At 62.8% G+C, this 22212-nt stretch carries 24 protein-coding genes; 7 read left to right on the top strand and 17 right to left on the bottom strand.

Going from position 1 to position 22212, the window contains the following annotated elements:
* Positions 1–54: 54 nt before the first annotated feature.
* From argS to ACGYLA_RS01705, 3 genes are all read right to left on the bottom strand, one after another.
* Positions 55–1800, bottom strand: coding sequence for an arginine--tRNA ligase (argS, locus tag ACGYLA_RS01715; RefSeq protein WP_394429803.1), 1746 nt, complete (start codon positions 1798–1800; stop codon positions 55–57).
* A gap of 106 nt (positions 1801–1906) precedes the next feature.
* On the bottom strand, positions 1907–2527 hold the full coding sequence (locus tag ACGYLA_RS01710; RefSeq protein WP_394429801.1) for a hypothetical protein: 621 nt from the start codon (positions 2525–2527) through the stop codon (positions 1907–1909).
* A gap of 48 nt (positions 2528–2575) precedes the next feature.
* Positions 2576–3733, bottom strand: coding sequence for a deoxyguanosinetriphosphate triphosphohydrolase (locus ACGYLA_RS01705; protein WP_394429799.1), 1158 nt, complete (start codon positions 3731–3733; stop codon positions 2576–2578).
* 96 nt (positions 3734–3829) lie between these two features.
* Here ACGYLA_RS01705 and ACGYLA_RS01700 point away from each other — a divergent pair, with 96 nt between their 5' ends.
* Positions 3830–4153: an iron-sulfur cluster assembly accessory protein gene (locus ACGYLA_RS01700; protein WP_209217699.1), complete on the top strand. Its 324-nt coding sequence runs from the start codon at positions 3830–3832 to the stop codon at positions 4151–4153.
* A 15-nt stretch (positions 4154–4168) separates the two neighbouring features.
* Here ACGYLA_RS01700 and ACGYLA_RS01695 read toward each other — a convergent pair whose 3' ends face one another.
* Complete coding sequence (locus ACGYLA_RS01695; RefSeq protein ID WP_394429797.1) at positions 4169–5227, bottom strand: DUF6902 family protein; 1059 nt, start codon at positions 5225–5227, stop codon at positions 4169–4171.
* A gap of 57 nt (positions 5228–5284) precedes the next feature.
* Positions 5285–5542, bottom strand: a complete 258-nt coding sequence (locus ACGYLA_RS01690) for a DUF6749 family protein (RefSeq protein WP_271687162.1) — start codon at positions 5540–5542, stop codon at positions 5285–5287.
* Positions 5543–5889: 347 nt separating this feature from the next.
* On the opposite strand from ACGYLA_RS01690, the gene xth reads away from it, so the two are divergent.
* Positions 5890–6672 (top strand): exodeoxyribonuclease III, encoded by a 783-nt coding sequence (gene xth / locus ACGYLA_RS01685; protein WP_394429795.1) that lies wholly within the window; start codon positions 5890–5892, stop codon positions 6670–6672.
* 2 nt (positions 6673–6674) lie between these two features.
* Here the strand turns inward: xth and ACGYLA_RS01680 are convergent, their stop codons facing one another.
* Positions 6675–7259 carry an HNH endonuclease gene (locus ACGYLA_RS01680; RefSeq protein WP_067265843.1) on the bottom strand — a complete coding sequence of 195 codons (585 nt, stop codon included), beginning with the start codon at positions 7257–7259 and terminating at the stop codon, positions 6675–6677.
* A gap of 160 nt (positions 7260–7419) precedes the next feature.
* On the opposite strand from ACGYLA_RS01680, the gene ACGYLA_RS01675 reads away from it, so the two are divergent.
* On the top strand, positions 7420–7848 hold the full coding sequence (locus tag ACGYLA_RS01675; RefSeq protein ID WP_394430237.1) for a VOC family protein: 429 nt from the start codon (positions 7420–7422) through the stop codon (positions 7846–7848).
* Here the strand turns inward: ACGYLA_RS01675 and ACGYLA_RS01670 are convergent.
* From ACGYLA_RS01670 to ACGYLA_RS01660, 3 genes are read right to left on the bottom strand one after another with little or no spacing between them, the layout of a single operon-like run.
* The gene (locus ACGYLA_RS01670) at positions 7845–8510 is read right to left on the bottom strand and encodes an alpha/beta hydrolase (protein WP_067267442.1); all 666 of its coding nucleotides are present in this window, start codon (positions 8508–8510) and stop codon (positions 7845–7847) included. The two genes, ACGYLA_RS01675 and ACGYLA_RS01670, sit on opposite strands and share 4 nt — an antisense overlap.
* Positions 8507–9139: a DNA-3-methyladenine glycosylase family protein gene (locus tag ACGYLA_RS01665; RefSeq protein WP_394429793.1), complete on the bottom strand. Its 633-nt coding sequence runs from the start codon at positions 9137–9139 to the stop codon at positions 8507–8509. Before ACGYLA_RS01665 ends, ACGYLA_RS01670 begins: the two co-directional genes overlap by 4 nt.
* Complete coding sequence (locus tag ACGYLA_RS01660; RefSeq protein ID WP_394429791.1) at positions 9136–9882, bottom strand: precorrin-6A/cobalt-precorrin-6A reductase; 747 nt, start codon at positions 9880–9882, stop codon at positions 9136–9138. Before ACGYLA_RS01660 ends, ACGYLA_RS01665 begins: the two co-directional genes overlap by 4 nt.
* Before the next feature lie 123 nt (positions 9883–10005).
* Here ACGYLA_RS01660 and ACGYLA_RS01655 point away from each other — a divergent pair, with 123 nt between their 5' ends.
* The gene (locus ACGYLA_RS01655; protein WP_394409470.1) at positions 10006–11217 is read left to right on the top strand and encodes an MFS transporter; all 1212 of its coding nucleotides are present in this window, start codon (positions 10006–10008) and stop codon (positions 11215–11217) included.
* A 4-nt stretch (positions 11218–11221) separates the two neighbouring features.
* Here the strand turns inward: ACGYLA_RS01655 and ACGYLA_RS01650 are convergent, their stop codons facing one another.
* The 4 genes from ACGYLA_RS01650 to cysS form a co-directional block, all read right to left on the bottom strand.
* Entirely contained in the window at positions 11222–11986 is a 765-nt protein-coding gene (locus ACGYLA_RS01650; RefSeq protein ID WP_394429789.1) for a squalene/phytoene synthase family protein, read from the bottom strand.
* Positions 11983–12702 (bottom strand): class I SAM-dependent methyltransferase, encoded by a 720-nt coding sequence (locus tag ACGYLA_RS01645; protein ID WP_394429787.1) that lies wholly within the window; start codon positions 12700–12702, stop codon positions 11983–11985. The genes ACGYLA_RS01650 and ACGYLA_RS01645 overlap by 4 nt, the downstream gene beginning before the upstream one ends.
* Positions 12699–14315, bottom strand: coding sequence for a citramalate synthase (gene cimA / locus ACGYLA_RS01640; RefSeq protein ID WP_394429785.1), 1617 nt, complete (start codon positions 14313–14315; stop codon positions 12699–12701). The genes ACGYLA_RS01645 and cimA overlap by 4 nt, the downstream gene beginning before the upstream one ends.
* 196 nt (positions 14316–14511) lie before the next feature.
* Complete coding sequence (cysS, locus tag ACGYLA_RS01635; RefSeq protein ID WP_394429783.1) at positions 14512–15882, bottom strand: cysteine--tRNA ligase; 1371 nt, start codon at positions 15880–15882, stop codon at positions 14512–14514.
* 272 nt (positions 15883–16154) lie between these two features.
* Here cysS and ACGYLA_RS01630 point away from each other — a divergent pair, with 272 nt between their 5' ends.
* Positions 16155–17336, top strand: a complete 1182-nt coding sequence (locus tag ACGYLA_RS01630; RefSeq protein ID WP_394429781.1) for a pyridoxal phosphate-dependent aminotransferase — start codon at positions 16155–16157, stop codon at positions 17334–17336.
* 67 nt (positions 17337–17403) lie between these two features.
* Here ACGYLA_RS01630 and ACGYLA_RS01625 read toward each other — a convergent pair whose 3' ends face one another.
* On the bottom strand, positions 17404–18003 hold the full coding sequence (locus tag ACGYLA_RS01625; RefSeq protein WP_271687147.1) for an outer membrane protein: 600 nt from the start codon (positions 18001–18003) through the stop codon (positions 17404–17406).
* A gap of 450 nt (positions 18004–18453) precedes the next feature.
* On the opposite strand from ACGYLA_RS01625, the gene ACGYLA_RS01620 reads away from it, so the two are divergent.
* Both ACGYLA_RS01620 and ACGYLA_RS01615 read left to right on the top strand, forming a co-directional pair.
* Entirely contained in the window at positions 18454–19824 is a 1371-nt protein-coding gene (locus tag ACGYLA_RS01620) for a phospholipase D-like domain-containing protein (RefSeq protein WP_394429779.1), read from the top strand.
* The gene (locus tag ACGYLA_RS01615; protein WP_271687145.1) at positions 19821–20531 is read left to right on the top strand and encodes an endonuclease/exonuclease/phosphatase family protein; all 711 of its coding nucleotides are present in this window, start codon (positions 19821–19823) and stop codon (positions 20529–20531) included. The genes ACGYLA_RS01620 and ACGYLA_RS01615 overlap by 4 nt, the downstream gene beginning before the upstream one ends.
* 6 nt (positions 20532–20537) lie before the next feature.
* Here ACGYLA_RS01615 and ACGYLA_RS01610 read toward each other — a convergent pair whose 3' ends face one another.
* From ACGYLA_RS01610 to ACGYLA_RS01600, 3 genes are all read right to left on the bottom strand, one after another.
* Complete coding sequence (locus ACGYLA_RS01610) at positions 20538–20876, bottom strand: hypothetical protein (protein ID WP_067261600.1); 339 nt, start codon at positions 20874–20876, stop codon at positions 20538–20540.
* A gap of 117 nt (positions 20877–20993) precedes the next feature.
* The gene (locus tag ACGYLA_RS01605) at positions 20994–21413 is read right to left on the bottom strand and encodes a hypothetical protein (protein WP_394429777.1); all 420 of its coding nucleotides are present in this window, start codon (positions 21411–21413) and stop codon (positions 20994–20996) included.
* A 200-nt stretch (positions 21414–21613) separates the two neighbouring features.
* Positions 21614–22212: hypothetical protein (locus ACGYLA_RS01600; protein WP_394429775.1), on the bottom strand; the 599-nt coding region annotated here is incomplete at its 5' end.

Raw genomic sequence — 22212 nt, 5'->3', positions numbered from 1 at the left:
CATCGCCACGCGGGTCTGGTCATGGGGTTGCCTGTTTTCGGCGCGCTGGTGCGGTTACCGCATCTCTTGCGCCGGTGTGACCCCGAGAATACCAAGACCCGCCGCAATTACAATCGCAACGGCACGCGACAGCGCGATTTTTGCCTGCGACGTGGCCGCGTCCCCTTCTTGCAACGCACGCAAGCCGTCTTCGGACCGGCCCAAGTGGTAGAGGCTGTGGAAGTCGGAGGCCAATTCATAGAGGTAGAAGGCCACCCGGTGCGGCTCATTGCTGCGCGCGGCGGTCTCGACCAAACGGGGCCATTCGGCAAGCTTGCGCAGCAGGCCGATCTCGGCCTCGTGGTCGAGCTTAGACAAATCCGCGTCCAGCAGCGTGGCATCCGCCACCTCGATCCCCGCCTCTTCGGCTTTGCGCAGGATCGACGCGACCCGCGCATGGGCGTATTGCACGTAAAAGACCGGGTTCTCGCGGCTTTGCTCCAACACCTTGTCGAAATCGAAGTCGAGCATCGCGTCGTTCTTGCGCGTCAGCATGACAAAGCGCGTCACGTCGGGGCCGACCTGATCCACAACATCGCGCAGGGTCACGAATGTCCCTGCCCGTTTGGACATTTTGAACGGCTCGCCGTTTTTGAAAAGCTTCACCAGCTGCGTCAGCTTGATGTCGAGCGGCACATGCCCGTCGCTCAGCGCCGAAACCGCCGCTTTCATCCGTTTGACGTAGCCGCCATGATCCGCGCCAAAGACATCGATCAGCATGTCGAAATCACGGCTGACCTTGTCATAGTGATAGGCGATATCGGGGGCGAAATAGGTCCAAGACCCGTCGGACTTCTTGACCGGGCGGTCCACATCGTCGCCATGTTCGGTGGATTTGAACAGGGTCTGTTCACGCGGTTCCCAATCGTCGGGCTTCTTGCCCTTCGGCGGCTCCAACACGCCTTCGTAGATCAACCCTTTGGCTTCGAGCGAGGCGATGGCCGCTTCGATCTGACCGGTGCCATAGAGCGATTTTTCGCTATAGAACACGTCCATCTCGACACCCAGTGCCGCCAGATCGTCGCGAATGAGGTTCATCATCGCATCGGTGGCGAATTCGCGGATATCGTCCAGCCATTCGCTTTCCGGCTGATCGACCAGTTTGTCGCCGTACATCTTGGCCAGCGCTTCGCCCAACGGGATCAGGTAGTCGCCCGGGTAGGTCCCATCGGGGAAGGCCACCTCTTTGCCATTGGCTTCGAGGTAGCGCAGATAGACCGACCGGGCGAGCACATCGACCTGCGCACCGCCGTCGTTGATGTAGTATTCCCGGGTCACGTCATAGCCCGCGAAGTCAAGCAGGCTTGCCAGTGCATCGCCAAAGACCGCGCCCCGGGTGTGGCCCACATGCAGCGGCCCCGTCGGGTTGGCCGAGACATATTCAACGTTCACCCGCTGACCGGCACCAAGGATCGCGCGGCCAAAGTCGGTGCCTTGGCTCAGCACCTGACGGGCCACGTTCTGCCAGACCGAAGGCGCAAGACGCAGGTTGATGAACCCCGGTCCCGCCACTTCGGCGGAGGTGATGCGCGGATCGCTTTGCAATTGCGCGGCCAGTGCTTCGGCAATGTCGCGCGGCTTCATGCCCGCAGGTTTGGCCAGCACCATCGCGGCATTGGTGGCCATGTCGCCATGGGCCGCGTCACGCGGCGGCTCAGCGGTGATCGGGTCAAAGTTCAGGGTCGCAGGCAGAGCTTCCTGCGCGACCATCTGTTCCAGCGTCGCAATGATGAGATGGCGAATTTCGGCAAATAGGTTCATGTCGGGTATCCTTGTTCCCCGCCCGTTTATCATGTGCGGGGGTGCAGTCAATCAAGCGTCGGGCCGTCGCGGCCCAAGTTGGGGAGTGGCGTTTGAAACGGCGCGTTCAGTCGAGGTCCAAACGCCCAGATCGGAGCCGTCGACCCGCCTCGGAGCCGAGGAACAGCGCGCTTTCCGCTGCAAGCTCTGCCTGCCCCTCGGGCACGGTGATGAGATGGAAGCGCAGCCCCCGCGGCCCGAACACCTTGTCGAGCGCGGCATTGGCCGCTTCAAACGCACCGATCATGGCATGCCCGGCCAGCGCCAATGGCTGGCTTGGCCGCGGCAGGACGGTCACCACTGCCCCCTGCCCGGCCACCAGACCCCGGCCCAAGGCACGCATCATGGCCGAAAGCCCGCGGATCTGCGCATCCGTGCCTTTGCAGTGATCATCGGGGTCGAGCGGCATCAGGTTCAGCACCATATGCAGCGGCGTGCCGCCCCAATTGCGGTGCAACGGCTCAAACCGCGCGACAAGATCGCCCGCCAGCGCCAGCGCTTCGACACGTTCTGCCGATTGGCTCATCAACCGCGCCAGCACCGTAGGATCGCGGTCCATCGCCACGACTTCCGCCCCCAGATCCGCCGCGCGTTTGGCCACCGCAGGCCCCGGCGCTTGGCCCGCCGAGAGGATCGCGAATGTCGCGTCACCGGCCAGACTTTCCGGCAGAACGGGGGTTTGTATCATGTCATCTCACCTATGGATCATCAAAAGAAGACTACCATGCCGCGAAGACTAGCGGAAGCTGCGCAGGTCGCTGTCGAAGAGACGCGCGTGTTCTTGCAAGGCGAAACGGTCGGTCATGCCCGCAATGTAATCAGACACCATCCGCGCCAGCGCGGTTTCATCCTCTGCCGCCTCGATCGCCGCCGCCCAATGGCGCGGCAAGAGGTTGGGCTGGGACAGGAACAGCGGGAACAGGTCCTCGACCACCTTGGTCACCTTCTCGCGATTCTCCATCACCGAGGGGGCGCGATACATGCGGGTGAAAAGAAACTTGCGGATCTCGCGCAGGTCTTGCCAGACCGGGTCTGAGAAACGGATCACCGGGCGGCCCAGATGGCGGATGTCGTCAGGGGATTTCGCCCCCGAGTCTTTCAGCAGTTTGGCCGAGGTTTCGATCACATCGCCGACCATCACCCCAAAAACCCGCCGCAGCGCCTCGTGACGGCGGCGATAGCTGTCGGTCTCGGGGTAGAGCCGGTCAACCTCGGCATAGGCGGGGCCGACCATGGGCAGTTCGGCGATCTCACTTTCGGTGAACAGCCCTGCGCGCAGACCGTCGTGCAGATCGTGGTTGTTATAGGCGATATCATCGGAGAGCGCGGCGACCTGCGCCTCGGCGCTGGCATGGGTGTGCAGTTCAAGATCGTGCCGCGCGTTGTAATCGGCCAGCGCATGGGGCACCTCGCCCGTCACCGGCCCGTTGTGTTTCGCGATGCCTTCCAGCGTGTCCCACGTCAGGTTTAGCCCATCGAATTCGGCATAGTGCCGCTCCAGCGTGGTGACGATCTTGATCGCCTGCGCGTTGTGATCGAAGCCGCCGTAGGGTTCCATCAGCTTGTGCAGCGCATCTTCGCCGGTGTGGCCAAAGGGCGTGTGGCCCAGATCATGGGCCAGCGCCACCGCCTCGGTCAGCTCGCCATTCAGACGCAGCGCGCCTGCGATGGTCCGCGCGACCTGCGCCACTTCGATGGAATGGGTCAGACGGGTGCGGAAATAGTCGCCCTCATGCTCCACAAAGACCTGCGTCTTATGTTTGAGCCGCCGAAAGGCAGAGGCATGAATGATCCGGTCCCGATCCCGCTGATAACAGGAGCGAAAAGTGCTTTCCTCTTCCGGCACCAACCGTCCCTTGGCGGTGTCCGGATCAGAGGCGAATTCTGCGCGCATCGCGGCTGGTCCTCTCTCGCGGTCCTTGTGACCTGTCCTTGTACTTTCTATATGTTAGAGGAACGCGAAAGAAAACCGATGCATCGGAGCCCGCAGATGAACCTGCCCCCCAAAGTCACCCCCCGCGCCTTTGAACGCCTCGCCGAGATCGGGGCCGCAGACGAAGGCAAGGCCCTGCGCATCGCTGTCGAAGGCGGCGGCTGCTCGGGCTTTCAATACGACATCGCGCTGGACGAGCCCGCCGAAGATGACCTCATTCTCGAAGGCAGCGGTCAGAAGGTGGTGGTCGATAGCGTCTCCCTGCCGTTTCTGGCCGACGCCGTGATCGATTTCACCGAAGAGTTGATCGGCGCGCGCTTCACCATCGAGAACCCCAATGCGACGGCGGCCTGCGGCTGCGGCACGTCCTTTTCGATGTAGGTCTGTCGGGCGCGTTTAACCGCGCGCCCGGGCGAACCCCTCGAAGAACTCTTCGAAATAAGGCCCGGCGCGTTCGGCGCGCAGCAGGGTCGCGTGGCTCTCCGGGCAAAGATACGACAGCACATGCGGGCGCATCTGCCCCCAGTCGGCCCGGCGGTTTGCGCCCATGTCGTTGAGACAGGCCGCCAGCGGGCGCAGGGCCCCTGCCCCCTTTCGGCCTTTGTGAAAACGCAAGGCGCCTTTTGGGATATCGGTAGATCGCATCGGGCGGCCCGCAATCTGCATGGCCCAGCCGGTGACAAGCCATTCGTGGTATTCGTCCTGCAAAGGCGCGCCTTCGTCGGCGTAGACCCGCATGCCACGATGGCTGGCGGCAATGGCATCCTCCCACAGGGGGATGGGGGCCTGCCCGGCAAAACGCAGCGCGGCGCATACCTCGCCCAGCAGGTCCATATCCTGATCGAGAAAAGCCAGCAGCCCCGTGAAATGCAGGCTTTTCAGCGCGGCCTCCGGCAGGACGGGGGGCCGGCGGCCATAGTCCGACAGGTAGAAAACGATATGGGTCAACTCATACGCCGCCTTGCGATTGGGCATGGCAAAAGTGGCACTGCGGGCGATGAAATCGCGCAACCGTTGACCGAGCGCCCCGTCCTCAACCCGTGGCCCGACACGCCGACGGCGCAGCAGACGGCGTGCCTCGGCCCGTTGTAGATCCGACAGTTCCGCCCCCTCCAGCCCTGCCCGCGCAACCTTAGCACAAAGCGTCGCGCCGTAGTGCCGAGGCAAACCGAGGTCTTCGAGATCGAGGCAGATCGACAGGATGAAACGGTAATACTGAGGAAAATCGCGCAGCAGGTCCCGGCAGCCCCGATGGAAGGCCGCGAGCGGCTGAAGCGCCGCAGTGTTAAGCGTGGCCCCCGTGCTCGCCAGCACCCCGAGCAGTTCGGCGTTTTCCTTCAGCCAAAAGACATCCCCCTGCGCGCGACGCCTCTCGGCGAAGGCTTGGATCAGCCGGGCTGTTTGCGCGGCCGGGTCTTGGTTTTCGTCAGGTCTGAGCAGAACAGCATTGGTCATCGCATGGCCTCCGACAGGGGGAACGGCGGGCGACAAAGCCGCCCGCTTGCACAGGCTTCAGCCGCTGAAGGGCAGCACCTCAGCCGGGGCGAGGCCAGTGGTGAACAGGCCGACCCCGCCGCCTTGCGTGATGCTGCTGCCGTCCTGCTGTAACCCAGTGGTGAAGATCTCGACCCCTTCGCCCAACAGCATGTCACCGCCCCCACGGGTGAGGCCGGTGGTGAAAAGGCCAACACCGGCGCCGAGCGCCATGGGATTGTCCTCTGTCTGAGGGGCTGATACAGGGGCAAAGTCGCGTGCAAAAATAGCGGTCATCGTGAGGTCCTTTCAAAGGGCTTTGCAATTTAAAGATGTAGTTCTTCGACTGACGCACGTTAAGCGTGTTGATCCAAGCATTTTTCGGCTAACGCATTGTACTGAACCACTTATCCACATTAAGGTCGCGCCACAGTTTCGCCTTACTCCTCAAATTATCTTGCGCCCTGTGGAGAAAAAGAAATGCCGCCCACAGGGCAGGATCGAGACAATACGGGCAACCGCCTCGCGGACTTTCTATAATAGCGAGAAATCTGACCCGAGAATCACCTTAAGCGCGCAAGCCTTCCCCTTGCTCTGCGACGCCAATTGCGCGATAGCAGTCGGACGTCGAAAGAGGGCCGGATATGAAGATCGCGAGTTTCAACATCAACGGTATCAAGGCCCGCGCGGCGGCCCTTCCCGATTGGCTAGACGAGGCGCAGCCGGACGTTGTCGTGCTGCAAGAGATTAAGTCAGTGGATGAAGCCTTCCCCCGCGAAATGCTCGAAGAGCGCGACTATAACGTCGAAACCCACGGGCAGAAGTCTTTTAACGGCGTGGCGATCCTGTCGAAACTCCCGCTTGAGGATGTGACCCGCGGCCTGCCGGGCGATGATGCCGATGATCAGGCCCGCTGGATCGAAGCAACGGTGGTGGGCAACGATATGGCGCTGCGGGTCTGCGGGCTCTACCTGCCCAATGGCAACCCGGCGCCGGGGCCGAAATATGACTATAAACTCGCATGGATGGCGCGGCTGCAAGCCCGTGCCGAAGCGCTTCTGGCCGAGGAAACGCCCTTCCTCATGGCGGGGGATTACAACATCATCCCGCAGGCCGAGGATGCTGCCAAACCCGACAGCTGGCGCGAAGATGCCCTCTTCCGCCCCGAGTCCCGCGCCGCATGGCGGCGGCTGGTGAACCTTGGCCTTACGGATGCCTTCCGCGCACGAACTCAAGGGCCGGGACATTACTCGTTCTGGGATTATCAGGCCGGTGCGTGGAACCGCAACAACGGCATCCGCATTGACCATTTCCTGCTATCGCCCACGGTGGCGGACCGCTTGCGCGACTGCCAGATTGACCGCGACGTGCGCGGGCGCGACAAACCGTCGGATCACGTGCCGATCTGGGTAGAGTTGGATATCTGAGGTCAGGCCTCCAGCTCGGCATCCCAATAGAGGAAATCCATCCAGCTCTCGTGCAGATGGCCGGGCGGGAATTTGCGCCCCATGTTGCGCAGCTCTTCGGCGGCAGGTTGGCGTGGCGGTTTGCGCAGCGCAAGCCCCGTGCGGTGCAGCGGCCGCGAGCCTTTGCGCAGGTTGCAAGGGCTACAGGCGGCGACCACGTTTTGCCAGCTTGTCACCCCACCCGCAGCACGGGGCACCACATGGTCAAAGGTCAGATCGCCCTTCGCGCCGCAGTATTGGCAGCGGAATTCATCCCTCAGAAATAAATTAAAGCGCGTGAAGGCCACGCGCTTTTGAGGTTTGACATAGTCTTTAAGAACGACAACCGAGGGGATCCTGATCACCGTAGAGGGGCTGCGCACCACCTCGTCATATTCGGCGACGATCTCGACCCGGTCGAGCCATTTGGCCTTTACCGCCTCCTGCCATGGCCAGAGCGACAGCGGGTAATAGGATAAAGGTCGGTAATCCGCGTTGAGCACCAGCGCGGGGTGGTGTTTGAGCGCCGCCGGGTGGCGGGTAAATTCGGTCCTGAAATCGCCGTCCATCTGGTCGCGTCCTCTGCCCGTTTTAGTCACTATATCTCGCGGTTTCTCTCTGGCAAGACAAAGGTGAACCACTAGATGTCGCCGGTTTTGCCCAAAGATTACGACAGAGGCGTGACAGATGGGCAGAGTTTGTTAACCTTGTGGCATGTGAAAAAGCCCCCTGCCCGATGCGCCCGCCCCGCAATCCCTGCTCAAAGCCGCCGTCTATGTCGATGATCTGGACGCGGCGCGGGGGTTTTACCGCGACATTCTGGGGCTGAAACTGTTTCAGGAGGTGCCGGGGCGGCATATGTTCTTTGCGCTCGGCCCTTCGGTCTTGCTGGTCTTCAACCCCACCGCCACGGCACAGCCGCCCGGCAATCCGAAAATGCCCGTGCCGCCCCACGGCGCGCGCGGCCCGGGGCATGTCTGCTTGGCGATGAAGCGCGATGAGATCGCCGCGATGGAGACGCGGCTGCGGGCCGCCGGGGTCGAGATCGACACCAGTTTTGATTGGCCCAACGGGGCGCGCTCGCTCTATGTGCGCGACCCCGCTGGCAATTCGGTTGAGTTCGCCGAACCCTGGCTCTGGGACGAGATGAAGGGTTAAAGCCCCAATTTGTCGCGCATGAAGGCGAGCGCCACGCTCAGCCCATCGGGCGCGATGCCATGGCCGGTGCCCTTCATCACATGGGCGTAAACGTCTTGCCACCCCGCCTCTTGCAGCGCTTCGGCGGCCTGCGGCAGGGATTGCGGCGGCACCACGTCATCGGCATCGCCATGGACCAGCAGCACCGGCGGTTTGACCTGCGCCTCTTCGGCCAGCGCTTCGGGGTTGAGCAGACGGCCCGAGAAGGCCACGATCCCCGCCACCGCATCTTCGCGGCGCGGGGCCACATGCAGCGACATCATCGTGCCTTGGGAAAAGCCGAAGAGCACGACCTGTTCGGGCAGCACGTCTTCATCGACCATCAGCGCGTCGAGGAAGGCGTCAAGGTCTTCGACCGCGCTCATCATGCCGCGCATCGATTCCTCTTCGGACGATCCGTCGATCCAAGGGATCGGGAACCACTGATAGCCCATCGGCGCACCGGCGCAGGCCTCGGGCGCGTCAGGTGCGACGAAAAGCGTGTCGGGCAAATGCTCGCTCAGCGGATCGGCAAGGCCCAGCAGATCGGCGCCATTCGCGCCATAGCCATGCAGGAACACCACCACCGACCGTGTGGTGCCAGAGACCGGCGCGCGGCGCTCAGCGTTCAAAACCCGTGTCATGACAATCCTTCCTTTTGTTTCAACACCCGGTAGTAGGCAAAGAGCAGCCGCGCCGCAACCGACCGCCAAGGTGACCATGCGGCGGCCATGGCGGAGAGGTCTTTTGGGCTGGGACGGGCAGGCAGATCGAAGAGCCCCCGCGCCGCCTCTTGCAGCGCAAGGTCGCCGCTGGGAAAGATATCGCGGCGACCAAGACAGAACATTACATAGATCTGCGCCGTCCATGGCCCGATCCCCGGCATGTCGACCAGCGCGGCGATGGCCGCGTCATCAGGCAACCCGTCCAGCGCGTCGAAGTCGAAATCGCGTTCCGCCAAAGCCAATACATAGCGCGCCTTTGGGCGGCTCAACCCCGCAGCACGCAGGCCGTCGTCTCCGGCGCGCAGGACATTTTCGGGCCGATCCAATCCCGCCGCGACAAGCCGCGTATAGATCGCCCGCGCCGAGGCCACGCTCACCTGCTGCCCCACAATGATGTCGAGCAGCCCCGCGAAACCGGGTGGGCGCAGGCGCAGGGGCAGCAGGCCAGTCTGGGCCAGCGCCATAGCGAAACGCGGCTCCCCTTCGGCCAACCATGCCGCGCCTTCGGCCACATCGGCGTCGCAGGTGATCGGGCGCGCGAGGCTCACAGTCGTGCCACCCAATCCAGCATCGCGTCGAGATCGGTCAGACAAGGTGCGCTCTTTGGCAGTGGCGGTCTGTCGATCAGGATCACCGGCAGGCCGAGCGACAGGGCAGCGTCGACTTTCGGGCGGCTGGCCTGCCCACCGAGGTTGCGGCAAATCACCAGGTCGACGCCGAGGTCGCGGAACAATGCCGTTTCGCTCTCCACGGTGAATGGCGGATCGCCAAAGATCAGATCGACAAAGCCATAGGGCGCGGCGCGGTCATGGCGGCTCGTCTGTCGCAGCATGAGGCGCGCGCCCTTGAACGGTTGGAACGCTGGCAGGCTGGCCCAACCGGTCGCGGCAAAGACGCGGGCGGCGAGCGGCACGGCGCGGGCGGCGGCCGCGACATCCGGCACCGATTGCAGCAACGGATTGTCCAAGGGCCAGCGCGGCCGCGAAAAGCTGACGAAGGGTTTGCCCAGAGACGTGGCGGCAGCAAAGCCCGCGTGGCTCAGCCCCGCATCGAACCCGTGACTAAGATCGAGCACCGCATCGAAGCCCGTCATATCGCGCCGCAGGGCCGCAGCATTCCCGGCATCGCGCAACTCATAGGTCATCGGCATCGGATTGCTGCCGCGCGGCGGCTCCGTCAGCCAAGCGGTGACGCGGTGCCCGGCCTGCGCTAAGGCGCGTGCCAGCTGACGCGCTTCGGCGGTGCCAGCGAGCAGCAGGACGTTCAGCGAAGGGCGGTCAAGTGCGGTCATCGGCGCGATCATCGGCGAGCTTGCCGCCGGGCGCAAGCGGGATCGGCGGCGCAAAAACCGCTGCCGGGCTTGCCCTTACCCAAGGGCAGGGCTACCCCTTGGCGGGAAGTGAGGAATTCAGACATGATCGACGACAGACGCGCGCGGCGCAACGTAGCGGTGCTGGTGGCAGCACAGGCCTTTCTCGGGGCGCAGATGCCGATGATTTTCCTTGTCGGAGGTCTTGCCGGGCAGTCGCTTGCGACGAACGTCTGTCTTGCCACTTTGCCGATATCGATGATCGTTTTGGGCTCCATGCTCTCGGCCACGCCAGTCTCGGCCATCATGCAGCGCTATGGCCGCCGCGCGGGGTTCTTTTTGGGTGCGGCGGGCGGTGCCTTGGGCGGCGCGGTCGCGGCCTACGGGCTTTATCTGGCGTCCTTTCCTGTTTTCCTGCTGGGGTCGCTTCTGACGGGCATCTACATGTCGGCGCAGGGGTTTTATCGCTTCGCCGCCGCCGATACCGCGTCGGATGACTTCCGGCCCAAGGCGATTTCCTATGTCATGGCGGGCGGCCTTGTCTCGGCCATCATCGGGCCGCAGCTTGCCACGGCCACGTCGATGAGCCTCGTCGTTCCCTTCCTCGGCACCTATATGGCCGTGGTGGCGGTGAACTTGATCGGGGCGCTGCTGTTTCTCTTCATCGATATTCCGAAACCGCCGATCCCGGCCCATGACGCGCCCAAGGGCCGCAGCCGTTGGGAGCTTTTGACCACGCCGCGCATCGCCGTCGCGGTGATCTGCGCCATGGTCTCCTATGCGTTGATGAACCTCGTGATGACCTCGACCCCTCTGGCGGTCGTCGGCTGCGGCTATAGCCAAGACAGCGCGGGCTATGTGGTTACCGGCCATGTGCTGGCGATGTTCGCGCCGTCCTTCTTCACCGGCCATCTTATCAACCGTTTCGGGGTTGAGCGGATCATGGGCCTTGGCATCGCGATCCTTGCCGCTGCCGGGGTGGTGGCGCTTCAGGGGGTGGAACTGGGCAACTTCTTTGTCGCGCTGATCCTTTTGGGGCTGGGGTGGAACTTTGGCTTCATCGGGGCCACCACGATGCTTGCGGGCGCGCATGAGCCGCATGAGCGCGGGCGGATGCAGGGCCTGAACGACTTGCTGGTGTTCGGCGGCGTGACGGTGGCCTCGCTGGCCTCGGGCGGGCTCATGAACTGTTCGGGGGGCACGGCGCAGGAAGGCTGGGCGGCGGTGAACCTTGCCATGGTGCCCTTCTTGGTGCTGGCCGGTGGGTCGCTGATCTGGCTGGTACTGCGCAGCCGCAAAGAGGCGCAGCTGAGCTAAGCGCCTACCAGCGCGACGCCATGGCCCGCAGCGCGAAATGGCGGCGCGGGTCAGGCAGCGCGGCTTGCGAGACCTTTTCCGGCGCATCCACCGCGGCCCGCAACACCGGCCCCGCGTGGGCGGCAGGCAGCAGCGCCGCGCGCGCCGCCTTGGGGATCTTCCCCCGATTGGCCCGCGCCGATTTCAGCCGATCGAGCGCGCCCTTGGCAAGGGCCGAGACCCCCTCCGCCGTACCATCCAGCAGCGGCACGCGGCCCGCCTCTTCCAAATTCGGAATGGCGCAGAGCCACGCGGCGATGCCGGTAGCATAGGCCGCATCGCGCACCAACGCTTCATCCGTCGCCCCAAGGCGGCGGGCGGCGACCCACATCAGATGGCCTGCGGTTTGGTCGATGTAGCGCTCGAAATGCGCGGCATCCTCGAAAGGGTCTTTGTAGATGTCCCACCGCCGCGCGGCGACGAGTTCATCGAGCAGTGCGGCATCCTCTGGCGCAATCGCACGGGCCAGCGGCGCGGTCACCTCATGCCGCCTGACGGGGCCGCCCTTGGCGATCTCCTCCAGCGCGTCGCGCCACCATTGCAGGCGCATCTCGGCGATCATCGTCTCTTGCGTGACCCATGGGGCGCGGGCAACTTCGACGTTGAAGGCGTAGAGCGGGAAGAGCAGCTTGCGCGTCTCGACGGGGGCGGCCATGGCGGCGCGAAAGCGCCAAGGGTCGGCGCGCTCTACCATGGCGGCGCAGGCGTTCAGATCGGCGTCAAAGGTCATGCGGGGCGCGCCACCGTCAGAAGATAGCCGAACTCATCCCGATGCGCGCGCCAGCAGGCGATCTCCGCCTCGGCGGCATCGAGCACTTGAGCCAAATCATCATCCGCAGCGGGGCGCAGCTTTTCGATCCGCGCCTGCAAGGGGGTGTAGTAATTCTCCCAAGCTTCATCCGAAAGGACACGGCTCGCCACGACCTCATAGCCCGCCGCGCGGACCCGCTCGGCAATGCCGTCTGCGTCGCTCATCGCGGGGTAATCCGCCCATTGCGCGCGGGCCTCTTCCGACGGGCTATCCGTCAGCCAGCAGGGTTCGGAGAATGCCACCACCCCGCCCGCGCGCAGCGATTTGCGCCAGCGGGTCAGCGCCTCGGTCACGCCAAGGAAATAGACCGCACCGGCGCACCAAATGAGATCATATTCATTGGCGATGGCGGCCATATCGGCGCGCAGCAGGGTGACATTGCCATCGGCCACGAAACGGCCCCGCGCGGTGTCGACGAAATGCGCAGTTTGATCGAGGGCCGTCACATGGCCCTGCGGGATCGCCGCGCGCAGGGCGCCGATGTCGCTGCCGGGGCCACAGGCCACATCGGCAATTTCGGCCCGCGCGGGCAGATCGACCTGTTCCACGGCCCAGATCACATCCGCAGGCTCCCCCGGCCCTTCGCGCGGCAGATCGCGATGGAGAGTGAAAAAGGCGGTCATATCATCTGTCATTGGGCGCGGTCCCGGATCAATTTCCAACGTATCGCATCAAGCAGCGCTTCGAATGAGGCGTCGAGTATGTTGGCGCTGACGCCCACGGTGGACCAGCGCCGTCCCTGCCCGTCTTCGCTGTCGATGATGACGCGGGTGGTGGCTTCGGTGCCGCCTTGGGTGATGCGCACCTTGAAGTCAACCAGACGCATGTCCTCCAGAAGGCTGCTGTATTTGCCCAAATCCTTGGCCAGCGCCTTGGACAGCGCGTTAACCGGGCCACGGTCCGCGCCATCCTCGTCCAGCGATTCCGAGACCGAGAGCCGTTTTTCCCCGTCCACATCAATGACCACGACCGCTTCGGAGAGGCTGACCATCCGGCCTTCGGCATTGCGGCGGCGTTCGACGGTGACGCGGTAGCGCTCGACCTCGAACAGATGCGGCAGTTGGCCCATCACGTCGCGGGCCAGCAACTCAAAGCTCGCCTGCGCGGTGTCATAGGCATAGCCCTGCGCCTCGCGGTCCTTGACCACCTCCAAGATCCGGCCAAGCGCCGGGTCGCCCTTGGCGACTGAGAGGCCCGCATCGCTCAGCCGTTTGCGCAGGTTGGATTGCCCGGCTTGGTTCGACATCGGAATGACGCGCGTATTGCCGACCAGCGCGGGGTCGATATGCTCATAGGTGCTGGGGTCTTTGGCGATGGCACTGGCATGCAGCCCCGCCTTATGCGCAAAGGCCGAAGACCCGACGAAACCCGCCTGTTTCATCGGCACGCGGTTTAGGATTTCATCCAGCATCCGACTAGTGCGGGTCAGACCGCGCAGCGCGTCATGGGTGACGCCGATCTCGTAACCGCTGGCATAGGGCTCTTTCAGCAGCAGGATCGGGATCAGGGTGGTGAGGTTGGCGTTGCCACAACGCTCCCCCAGCCCGTTGAGCGTGCCTTGGATCTGTCGCGCGCCCGCGTCGACGGCAGCTAGCGTGCAGGCCACGGCGTTTTCGGTGTCGTCGTGGGTATGAATACCCAGATGATCCCCCGGGATGCCCGCCGCGATCACCGCACGGGTGATACGACCGATCTCATCGGGCAGCGTGCCGCCATTGGTGTCGCAAAGCACGATCCAGCGCGCGCCCGCGTCATAGGCCGCGCGGATCGCTTCCAGCGCGTAGTCTGGATTGGCCTTGTAACCGTCAAAGAAATGCTCGGCGTCGAAGAGCGCCTCGCGCCCTTGGGCGACAAGATGGGCGACGGATTTGGCGATGTTGTCGGTGTTCTCGGCCAGCGTAATGCCGAGGGCGGTTTTGACGTGGAAGTCATGGGTCTTGCCGACGATGCAGACGGATTTGGTGCCCGCGTTGAGCACGGCGGCCAGCACGTCGTCATTCTCAGCCGACATGCCCGCGCGTTTGGTCATGCCAAAGGCGGTGAGCCTTGCCTGCGTCGGCGGCGCGGCGTCGAAAAAAGCGCTGTCGGTCGGGTTGGCGCCGGGCCAGCCGCCTTCGATGTAATCCACGCCAAGCGCGTCGAGCGCGCTGGCGATCTGGCGTTTCTCATCGGTGGAGAACTGCACGCCTTGGGTTTGCTGCCCGTCACGCAGGGTGGTGTCGTAGAGGGTGAGGCGCGCGCGGGTCATGAGGTAGCCCTCCTGCCACGAACCTCAGCAGAGGTGCGCAGGCGCCATGCCCGACCTCGGGAGGGCCGTGCCGAATAGAACAACTGGCGCTTTGACACTCTCTGATCACAGCGCGCGCGGCAGATGTTGTGATATGCCCTCCCGGGGGGGAGGTCGGGCATGGCGCATGCGCGCCGGGGGGCGGTTGGGGCTATGGTCACAACAACCCCTCCAACTGGCCCCGGTCAAAGCCCGGCGGCGGCGTCAGCTTTACCCCATCCTTGCTCATCTGCACCTCGATCCCGACCGAAGTCAGCGCTTTCTTGATCCGGTCCACCTCGGCGAAATCCTTCGTCTCCATCGCGGTCGCACGGGCATCACTCAGAAAGGCTTCGATATCGGTCAGATCCAGCGCCTGAACCGCGGCCCATTCGGGGATCAGACCGTCCAGCAGCCCCAAGAGCGACAGCGCCCCGCGCAAGCCTGCCGTATCGCCCGCGTTGGACAGCCGGTGGCATTCGGTCAAAGCACCGTGGGTGTTAAGATCATCGGCCAAAAGCGCCACCAGTTCAGGCCCGGGCGTCGCGGCCTCGGCCTCCGCCGCCTGAAGATACCATTTGCGCAGGGTCTTCTCGGCCTCCTCGCGCTTCTTCTCGGTCCAGTCCATCGGCTTGCGGTAATGGGTCGAGAGCATCACGAAACGGATGACCTCGCCCGGCACGCCTTGGTCCAGCAAGTCACGGACGGTAAAGAAGTTGCCCAAGGACTTGGACATCTTCTTGCCCTCGACCTGCAACATCTCATTGTGCAGCCAGTAGTTGGCGAACCCGTGGCCCGCGCATTTCGACTGGGCGATCTCATTCTCATGATGCGGGAATTGCAGGTCGATGCCGCCGCCGTGGATGTCGAACCGCTCCCCCAACAGGTCATGCGCCATGGCGGAGCATTCGATATGCCAGCCCGGACGCCCCTCACCCCATGGGGAATCCCAGCCGGGGGTGTCTTCGTCCGAAGGCTTCCACAGCACGAAATCCATCGGGTCTTCTTTATAGGGCGCCACCTCGACCCTTGCACCAGCAATCATATCGTCGACCGACCGGCCCGAAAGCGCGCCATATTCGGCATATTTGCGCACCCGGAACAGCACATGGCCCTCGGCCTCATAGGCGTAACCCTCATCCACCAGCCCGCGGATCATCGCGACCATCTGGGGGATATACTGCGTGGCACGCGGCATGTGATCGGGCTCCAAGGCGCCCACGGCGGCCGTGTCATCCAGATACCACTGCGTCGTCTCGGCGGTGATCTCTCCAATGCTGCGCCCGCTCTCAGCGGCGCGGGCGTTGATCTTGTCATCCACATCGGTGAAATTGCGCACGTAAGTCACATGCTGCGGCCCATAGACATGGCGCAGCAAGCGATAAAGGACATCGAACACGATCACGGGCCGTGCGTTGCCCAGATGCGCCCGGTCATAGACGGTGGGGCCGCAGACATACATCCGCACATTCTGCGCATCGATCGGGGTGAAATCCTCTTTTTTCCGGGTGGCGGTGTTGTGCAGCTTGATCGTCAGGTCACGGGTCATGGGCAGGCGTCCTTGCGCGGGTGTGACGCGGGCTTGGCATAGTTTTGTCAGAATGGGAATGACGTGAACAGCGGCCCGCGAGGATGTCTCAGCGGGTAATGCAGCAAATAATGAGCGTTGCGGTGTTCATGACCGGGTTGTAGCAAGCGCGCCGCCCTGCGCCAAGCCCCTTGTCCGGTTAAGTTTTATGCAACCCTGCCCTCCGCCTTGCCTGCGCGGATTGACAAAGCCCCAAGGCTCTGCCCCCTTGTGCGGAAAATTTCGGAGGCATCATGGATAGATCATCGCGCATCAAAGGGGTTCTGGCCGGAGGGTCCGACGGCTGGGAAGTGTTTCACAAATCGCGCGCGATGATCGCGGCGGGGATGCCGGTGACCGAGCTTACCATCGGCGAGCATGACATCCGCACCGCCGCCCCGATCCTGCAAGAGATGCACCGCAGCGCCCTCGGTGGCCATACCGGCTATGCCGCCGTGCCGGGCACCGATGCCCTGCGCGACCGGATTGCGAAACGGGCCGAAGAGCGGACCGGCGTGCCGACGACGCGCGACAATGTGGTGGTCACCCCGGGCGGGCAAGCGGGGCTATTCGCGGCGTTCATGGCGGTCTGCGACCCCGGTGATGCGGCGCTGTACATCGACCCCTATTATGCCACCTACCCCGGCACCCTGCGTGCTGCCGGGGCACGGGCCGTGTCGGTCGAAGCGCGGGCCGATCACGGGTTCCTGCCCCGCAGGGCGGAACTGTCGGCAGCTGCCGAGGGCGCAAAGGCCCTGTTGATCAACACGCCCAACAACCCGACCGGCGTGATCTATGGCCGCGAAACCTTGGGAGAGATCGCACAGGTCTGCCAAGATCACGACCTCTGGCTCGTCTCGGATGAGGTCTATGACACGCAGATTTGGGAGGGCGCACATCTCAGCCCTCGCGCCCTGCCCGGCATGGCGGAGCGGACGCTGGTCATCGGCTCCATGTCGAAATCCCACGCGATGACCGGCAGCCGCTGTGGCTGGATTATCGGGCCCGAAGACATCATTGCCGACCTGATCGACCTTGCCACCCATACCAACTACGGCGTGCCGGGCTTCATTCAGGACGCGAGCGACCATGCCCTCTCCCAGGGTGCGGCTTTCGAAGAGGAAATCAGCGCCTCCTTCGCCCGCCGCCGCGCGCTGGCGCAGCGGGTCTTGAGCGCTCAAAACGTGGTGCGTTCGGTGCCCTCGCAAGGCGCGATGTATCTGATGCTGGATGTCCGCGCAACGGGCCTCAGCGGCAGCGAATTTGCCGATGCCCTGCTGGAAGATCAGCAGATCGCGGTGATGCCGGGCGAGAGTTTCGGCGCGGCGGCGGCGGGCCATGTGCGCGTGGCCATGACAATCGAAGACAGCGCGTTTGAGGCGGCCCTGCGCGACCTCTGCCGCTTTGCCGAAGGGCGCGCCAGCCGCGCCGCGTAAACAAAAAAGACCGGCCTCCTTTCGGAAGCCGGCCCTTCATCAAAGCGGGTCCTCCCGCCAAGTCAGATCAGAAGCGCATGGAACCGCGCAGGGAGATCGTGGTCGCGTCCAGATCTTCGCCTGTGCCGCCTACGTCATCGAATTTGTGCTGCAGCACTTCGCCACCGACGGTGTAGCGGTCGGTCACTTTGTAGGTAACGCCCAGACCGGCGAAGGGGCCAGTTTCATCGCCAACGCTTGTGTCGGCACGGGCCGCACCGGCTGTTGCATAAACCAGTGTCTTGCCGAAGTCGTAACCAGCCTTGACCTTAGCGCGTGCCACGGAGTCCACATCGCCTGCGCCGTTGCCCAGATCAATGTCGGTCTTGTCATAATCGAGTTCACCACCCAGAACGAATTTGCCGAAGTCATAGTCGTAACCGGCGTGGAAACCGTAGGACGTGTCGTCGCCGTCAAGGTTGCCGCTGTCGCTGTCGACGTCGGTCTGGCCGACCTGAAGACCGGTGTAGAAGCCTGTCCAGTCGCCATCAACGGCCACGGGTGTCGGCGCCGGTGTGAAAACCGGTGCTTCAACGGTGGTGTCTTCCAGCGAACCGGCTGCTGCTGCACCCGCGAAGGCGCTGGATGCGATCAGGGCGATGCTGGCGATTGTTGTCGTGCGTTTCATGTTCTGCTCCTTAAATACAGGTGACCCCGCGATCCTCGCCGCAGGGTCACTCACGCAACGCCCCATTTAGGGTTGGGTTTCAGTTTTTTCACATCACAGAATTGCGATGCGCTGATTGTCGCACATTTGCAACATACCCTCGGCTAGGGGCCGCTTAAGTTATGTATCATGTGTCGAATTAGGCGGCGCGCAGATGCATTTTACCTCGCTAAATCAAAGGGTTGATGCCGCAACACGAATTCCCGGCCATGTTTGCCCTCACCGCAGCGAAAGTTCCGGCAGAGAAACGACCCCGAGGCAACTGCGCAAAAGAGGCTCCCAGATCGAGAAGCACTAAAACGCCCCCGGCCCCGCGCCATTCCCTCACGCCAAACCCCGTCCGAGGCTTGCTGTCACCACTGAACGCGTTATCTGCTTGTATTGTCAGCAAGAAGGAGCAGGCCCCACCCCATGTCTTGGATCACCACCCATCTGGAAGTCGTCATTATTGTGATCCTGACGCTGCTGGCGGCGATCGTGATCTTGCAACAACGCCGCACGCCGCAATCGACTGCCGCTTGGCTGTTGTTCATCATCGTGCTGCCCTGGGTTGCGGTGCCGCTGTTTCTGGCGCTCGGCTTTCGCAAACAATCCTCGCGATACACGCCGGTGCATTTTCTGAAAGGCGATACCGGCGGCCCGCCGCCCCGCCCTGTGCATACGCTTGACGCGACGATGCAGTATTTCGGCCTGCCCGCCGCCGTCCATGGCCAAGACCTGCGGCTCTTGGGCGACCCGACGGCGGCCCATGAGGCGGTCATGGCGCTGATCCAAGGGGCCGAGAAACGGCTCGACGTGCTTTTTTACATCGTAGCCAATGATGACACCGGGCGCATTTTCGTCGACGCGCTGACCGAACGGGCCAAGGCGGGCGTGAAGGTTCGGCTGCTGATGGACCGTTTGGGCACCCTGCGTGGCCCGACAGCCGCCCTGCGCCGCCTGCGCGAGGCGGGCGGCGATGTGCGCTTCTACTCTCCGCTACTGCAACTGCCGGGATCGGGCCATCTGAACCTGCGCAACCACCGCAAAATGATCATCGCCGATGATGCGCGGGTCTTTTCCGGGGGCATGAACATCGGCGCACATTACCTCGGGCCTGCGGCCTTGGAGGATGGCTGGACCGATCTGGCCTTTCTGCTCGAAGGCCGCGCGGTGCAGAGTTTCGGCGATGTGTTCCGCTCAGACTGGGGCGTCGCCAGCGGGGAGGCTTTGGACCCGGCCCCCTCGGTCGCGGCCCATACGGGCGGGACGGCAACGGTGCAGCTCGTGCCCTCCGGCCCCGATATCGCCGAAGACCCGCTGCATGATGGTCTGATCCGCGCGATTCATCTGGCCGAGGCGCGGATTTGGCTGGTGACCCCCTATTTCGTGCCGACCGAGGCGCTCGGTTCGGCTTTGACCACCGCGGCCCGGCGGGGGGTGGATGTGCGGGTGCTGGTCCCCGAACGTTCGAACCAACGGATGGCCGATTTCGCGCGGGGTGCCTATCTGCGCGATCTGCATGAGGCGGGCGGCCATGTGCTTTATTACCAGCCCGGGATGATCCACGCCAAAGCCGGGATCATCGACGATCTGGGGCTGGTGGGCACGGCCAATTTCGACGTACGCAGCATGTTGCTGAATTTCGAGGTCACGCTTTTCGTCTATGACGCGGCCTCGGTCGCGAAGCTGCATGATTGGTTCGAACATCTCTCCGAGCATTGCGCTATGGAAAGACCGCCCAGCGGGATGTTCCGCAAGGTGGCCGAAGGGCTGTTTCGTCTGGGAGCGCCCATCCTATGATTCCCGCCGTCGCCCCGCAATCGCTGCGCATCGTGAGCTATAACATCCGCAAGGCCATGGGCACCGACCGGCGCCGCGATCCTGAGCGGATCATGCGGATCATCCGCAGTCTGCATGCCGATGTGGTGGTGCTGCAAGAGGCCGACCGCCGCCGTGCCCCCCGCCCTTCGGCCCTTCCGCTCGACCGGGTCGAAGAGGTGACGGGCCTGCGCCCTGTGCCCACACCGAGCGACGTGAGCATCGGCTGGCATGGCAATGCCGTTCTGGTCCGCCCCTCGGCCAAGATCGACAGGGTGGCGCATCTGACCCTGCCGGGGGTGGAGCCGCGCGGCGCCATGGTGGCCGACCTGCATCTCGGCGCGCGCCAGTTGCGCGTGATCGCCTCGCATCTGGGGCTGCTGCGTCCGTCGCGCAAGGAGCAACTGAGCGCCATGATCGCCCATCTCGACGCCTGCGCCGCCTGCCCGACGCTGATCGCGGGCGACCTGAACGAATGGTCGCAAAAGGTGGGTCTCGGGCGTTTGGCGAAACGGTTCACCATTCATGCGCCGGGCAAGAGCTATCACGCGCGGATGCCCGTGGCCTTCCTAGATCGCATCGCCTTGGACCAACATCTTACCGTGCGCCAAGGCGGTGTGATCGAGACAGCCCAGACCCGCCGCGCCTCGGACCATTTGCCGATCTGGCTCGACGTGGCGCATCGCTAGACGTCCTCACCCCGTGGCCCAAGCCAATTCGCCCACCATCATGTTGCAGGCCTGTTGCGGGGTCGAGAAAGCGACCTGCATATCAAAGGCCATGCGCACATCCGCCCGCGCCTTGGCGATGGTGGCATCCGTCGCCCCAAGCCGCCGCGCGGTGGCAATGTTCTGGTTCGCGTCATGCCGCAGCTTGCGCACGCTTTCATAGCCGCCCGCAAAACCCGCACATTGTTTCGCCGTCAACTCCGCCGCCGCCGCTTTGCGCGCCGCGGCCTCCATCGGTGAGGCCGGAGGCTCCACACAGCCCGCCAGCGATCCGGCGAGAAATCCCGATATAATAAGACGTTTCATCAAATTCTCCCTTTCACGACCTTGATAGGGAGAGACTGGTTTAATTTTGGTTAACGCGACCCGGCGGGTACCGTTAGACTTGGTCTTTTTCCCGCCGCTCGTCGGCAGAGCATCACACTACAATTCGCTCAATTGTGCTACCAACCTAGCCCAATCAACGAATTTTTGTTTTCGTAGCCATCTCCCTAATCTTGTATCCATTAGATATTGAGCCGCCAAAGGGTCGCTCTCCGACTGCTTTACTACTTCTGCTGCTTCTTGGATGAGGCTTCTAGTTTCAGGAGTCTCTTGCAGCTTTTGCAAGGTTTCGGAAGTTGTAACGTTCTGAATCGTTCCACCAATCAGATCGCGAATGTCAACTGCAACCCCCGGACCGACGTGGTCTAGGCCATCAATATCAATTTCTTGCGAGTTCTCAATAGCAATGGCAGTCCCTGGACCGCGATAGCTATTGTTCTTCAGTATTACGCCACGGCTTTCACGGACGACTATCCCGCCGCCTACCGGTGCATCGTCATCATCAGGCAATCCTACCATTCAATAATACTTGAAACGCCAACCCATTGAAGCCCATACCGCAAAAACGACCTATTGATATTATTGTATTTTTTTGAAGGAGAATTCAAAAACGGCGGTTAAGATTTCCATCTACAAGGTCATTGTCGCCCATAGCATTCTAGGTTTTGACACAAAAAAGCCGCCCAAAAGGGCGGCTCAGTTGCAATATTTTGGTCGTTCTAGAGGTCGGAAAGCCGGTAAAACTCTGCATTTACCATAGTTGGCTCCCACACTGGCAGGATATCCATTCGAGCTAACTTGGTACGAAGACGATCTGGGTCGCCCGCCCAGAACCCATCAATTAACGATAGCTTGAGATATCGCTGCTTGAACCGTGTTACGCTATCTTGGTCGACAAGGTCGCGCATAGCTCCCATATGCCGAACTTGACCACTAAGCTCTAACGCGCCCTGATCACCGTCCGAGCAGTTGAGCAGCAACTGGACGGTCTCGGAGGTTACACCGAGGGCTCTAGCAGTCGCAGAAACGGTCATTCCGAGCTTACCAGTCTTCGCTCCAACCTGTTGGGCCACTTCTGCTAGGTCGACCAAAACAGAACAGAATTTTAGTTCTTCGGAAAGCAACTCAACCTTCTCGAGCTCCCCTTTTAGAAGCAGTGACAAAATCTTCATTGATGATACGTTGAGTTTTTTCGCGGCCCCGCCAATGCTCATAAACCCTTTACTCGGCTTTTGAACGGGGATCATGCCCCATAGCGTGGTGTAACTCGCGGCTGGCCGGGCGCTTTCGACGGCCGAGCTGATCAGTCCGTCTGAGT

The organism is Sulfitobacter sp. 1A13679, from assembly GCF_043557115.1.
Lineage (GTDB): Bacteria > Pseudomonadota > Alphaproteobacteria > Rhodobacterales > Rhodobacteraceae > Sulfitobacter > Sulfitobacter faviae.
The sequence above is the reverse complement of the archived record's forward strand: the minus strand, read 5'-3'. Positions and strand labels throughout refer to the sequence as shown.

Excerpts from the sequence above, each read along its gene's own strand:
- argS (WP_394429803.1), bottom strand. The coding sequence starts at position 1,800 with ATGAACCTATTTGCCGAAATTCGCCATCTCATCATTGCGACGCTGGAA.
- ACGYLA_RS01710 (WP_394429801.1), bottom strand. The coding sequence starts at position 2,527 with ATGATACAAACCCCCGTTCTGCCGGAAAGTCTGGCCGGTGACGCGACA.
- ACGYLA_RS01705 (WP_394429799.1), bottom strand. The coding sequence starts at position 3,733 with ATGCGCGCAGAATTCGCCTCTGATCCGGACACCGCCAAGGGACGGTTG.
- ACGYLA_RS01700 (WP_209217699.1), top strand. The coding sequence starts at position 3,830 with ATGAACCTGCCCCCCAAAGTCACCCCCCGCGCCTTTGAACGCCTCGCC.
- ACGYLA_RS01695 (WP_394429797.1), bottom strand. The coding sequence starts at position 5,227 with ATGACCAATGCTGTTCTGCTCAGACCTGACGAAAACCAAGACCCGGCC.
- ACGYLA_RS01690 (WP_271687162.1), bottom strand. The coding sequence starts at position 5,542 with ATGACCGCTATTTTTGCACGCGACTTTGCCCCTGTATCAGCCCCTCAG.
- xth (WP_394429795.1), top strand. The coding sequence starts at position 5,890 with ATGAAGATCGCGAGTTTCAACATCAACGGTATCAAGGCCCGCGCGGCG.
- ACGYLA_RS01680 (WP_067265843.1), bottom strand. The coding sequence starts at position 7,259 with ATGGACGGCGATTTCAGGACCGAATTTACCCGCCACCCGGCGGCGCTC.
- ACGYLA_RS01670 (WP_067267442.1), bottom strand. The coding sequence starts at position 8,510 with ATGACACGGGTTTTGAACGCTGAGCGCCGCGCGCCGGTCTCTGGCACC.
- ACGYLA_RS01660 (WP_394429791.1), bottom strand. The coding sequence starts at position 9,882 with ATGACCGCACTTGACCGCCCTTCGCTGAACGTCCTGCTGCTCGCTGGC.
- ACGYLA_RS01655 (WP_394409470.1), top strand. The coding sequence starts at position 10,006 with ATGATCGACGACAGACGCGCGCGGCGCAACGTAGCGGTGCTGGTGGCA.
- ACGYLA_RS01650 (WP_394429789.1), bottom strand. The coding sequence starts at position 11,986 with ATGACCTTTGACGCCGATCTGAACGCCTGCGCCGCCATGGTAGAGCGC.
- ACGYLA_RS01645 (WP_394429787.1), bottom strand. The coding sequence starts at position 12,702 with ATGACAGATGATATGACCGCCTTTTTCACTCTCCATCGCGATCTGCCG.
- cimA (WP_394429785.1), bottom strand. The coding sequence starts at position 14,315 with ATGACCCGCGCGCGCCTCACCCTCTACGACACCACCCTGCGTGACGGG.
- cysS (WP_394429783.1), bottom strand. The coding sequence starts at position 15,882 with ATGACCCGTGACCTGACGATCAAGCTGCACAACACCGCCACCCGGAAA.
- ACGYLA_RS01630 (WP_394429781.1), top strand. The coding sequence starts at position 16,155 with ATGGATAGATCATCGCGCATCAAAGGGGTTCTGGCCGGAGGGTCCGAC.
- ACGYLA_RS01625 (WP_271687147.1), bottom strand. The coding sequence starts at position 18,003 with ATGAAACGCACGACAACAATCGCCAGCATCGCCCTGATCGCATCCAGC.
- ACGYLA_RS01620 (WP_394429779.1), top strand. The coding sequence starts at position 18,454 with ATGTCTTGGATCACCACCCATCTGGAAGTCGTCATTATTGTGATCCTG.
- ACGYLA_RS01615 (WP_271687145.1), top strand. The coding sequence starts at position 19,821 with ATGATTCCCGCCGTCGCCCCGCAATCGCTGCGCATCGTGAGCTATAAC.
- ACGYLA_RS01610 (WP_067261600.1), bottom strand. The coding sequence starts at position 20,876 with ATGAAACGTCTTATTATATCGGGATTTCTCGCCGGATCGCTGGCGGGC.
- ACGYLA_RS01605 (WP_394429777.1), bottom strand. The coding sequence starts at position 21,413 with ATGGTAGGATTGCCTGATGATGACGATGCACCGGTAGGCGGCGGGATA.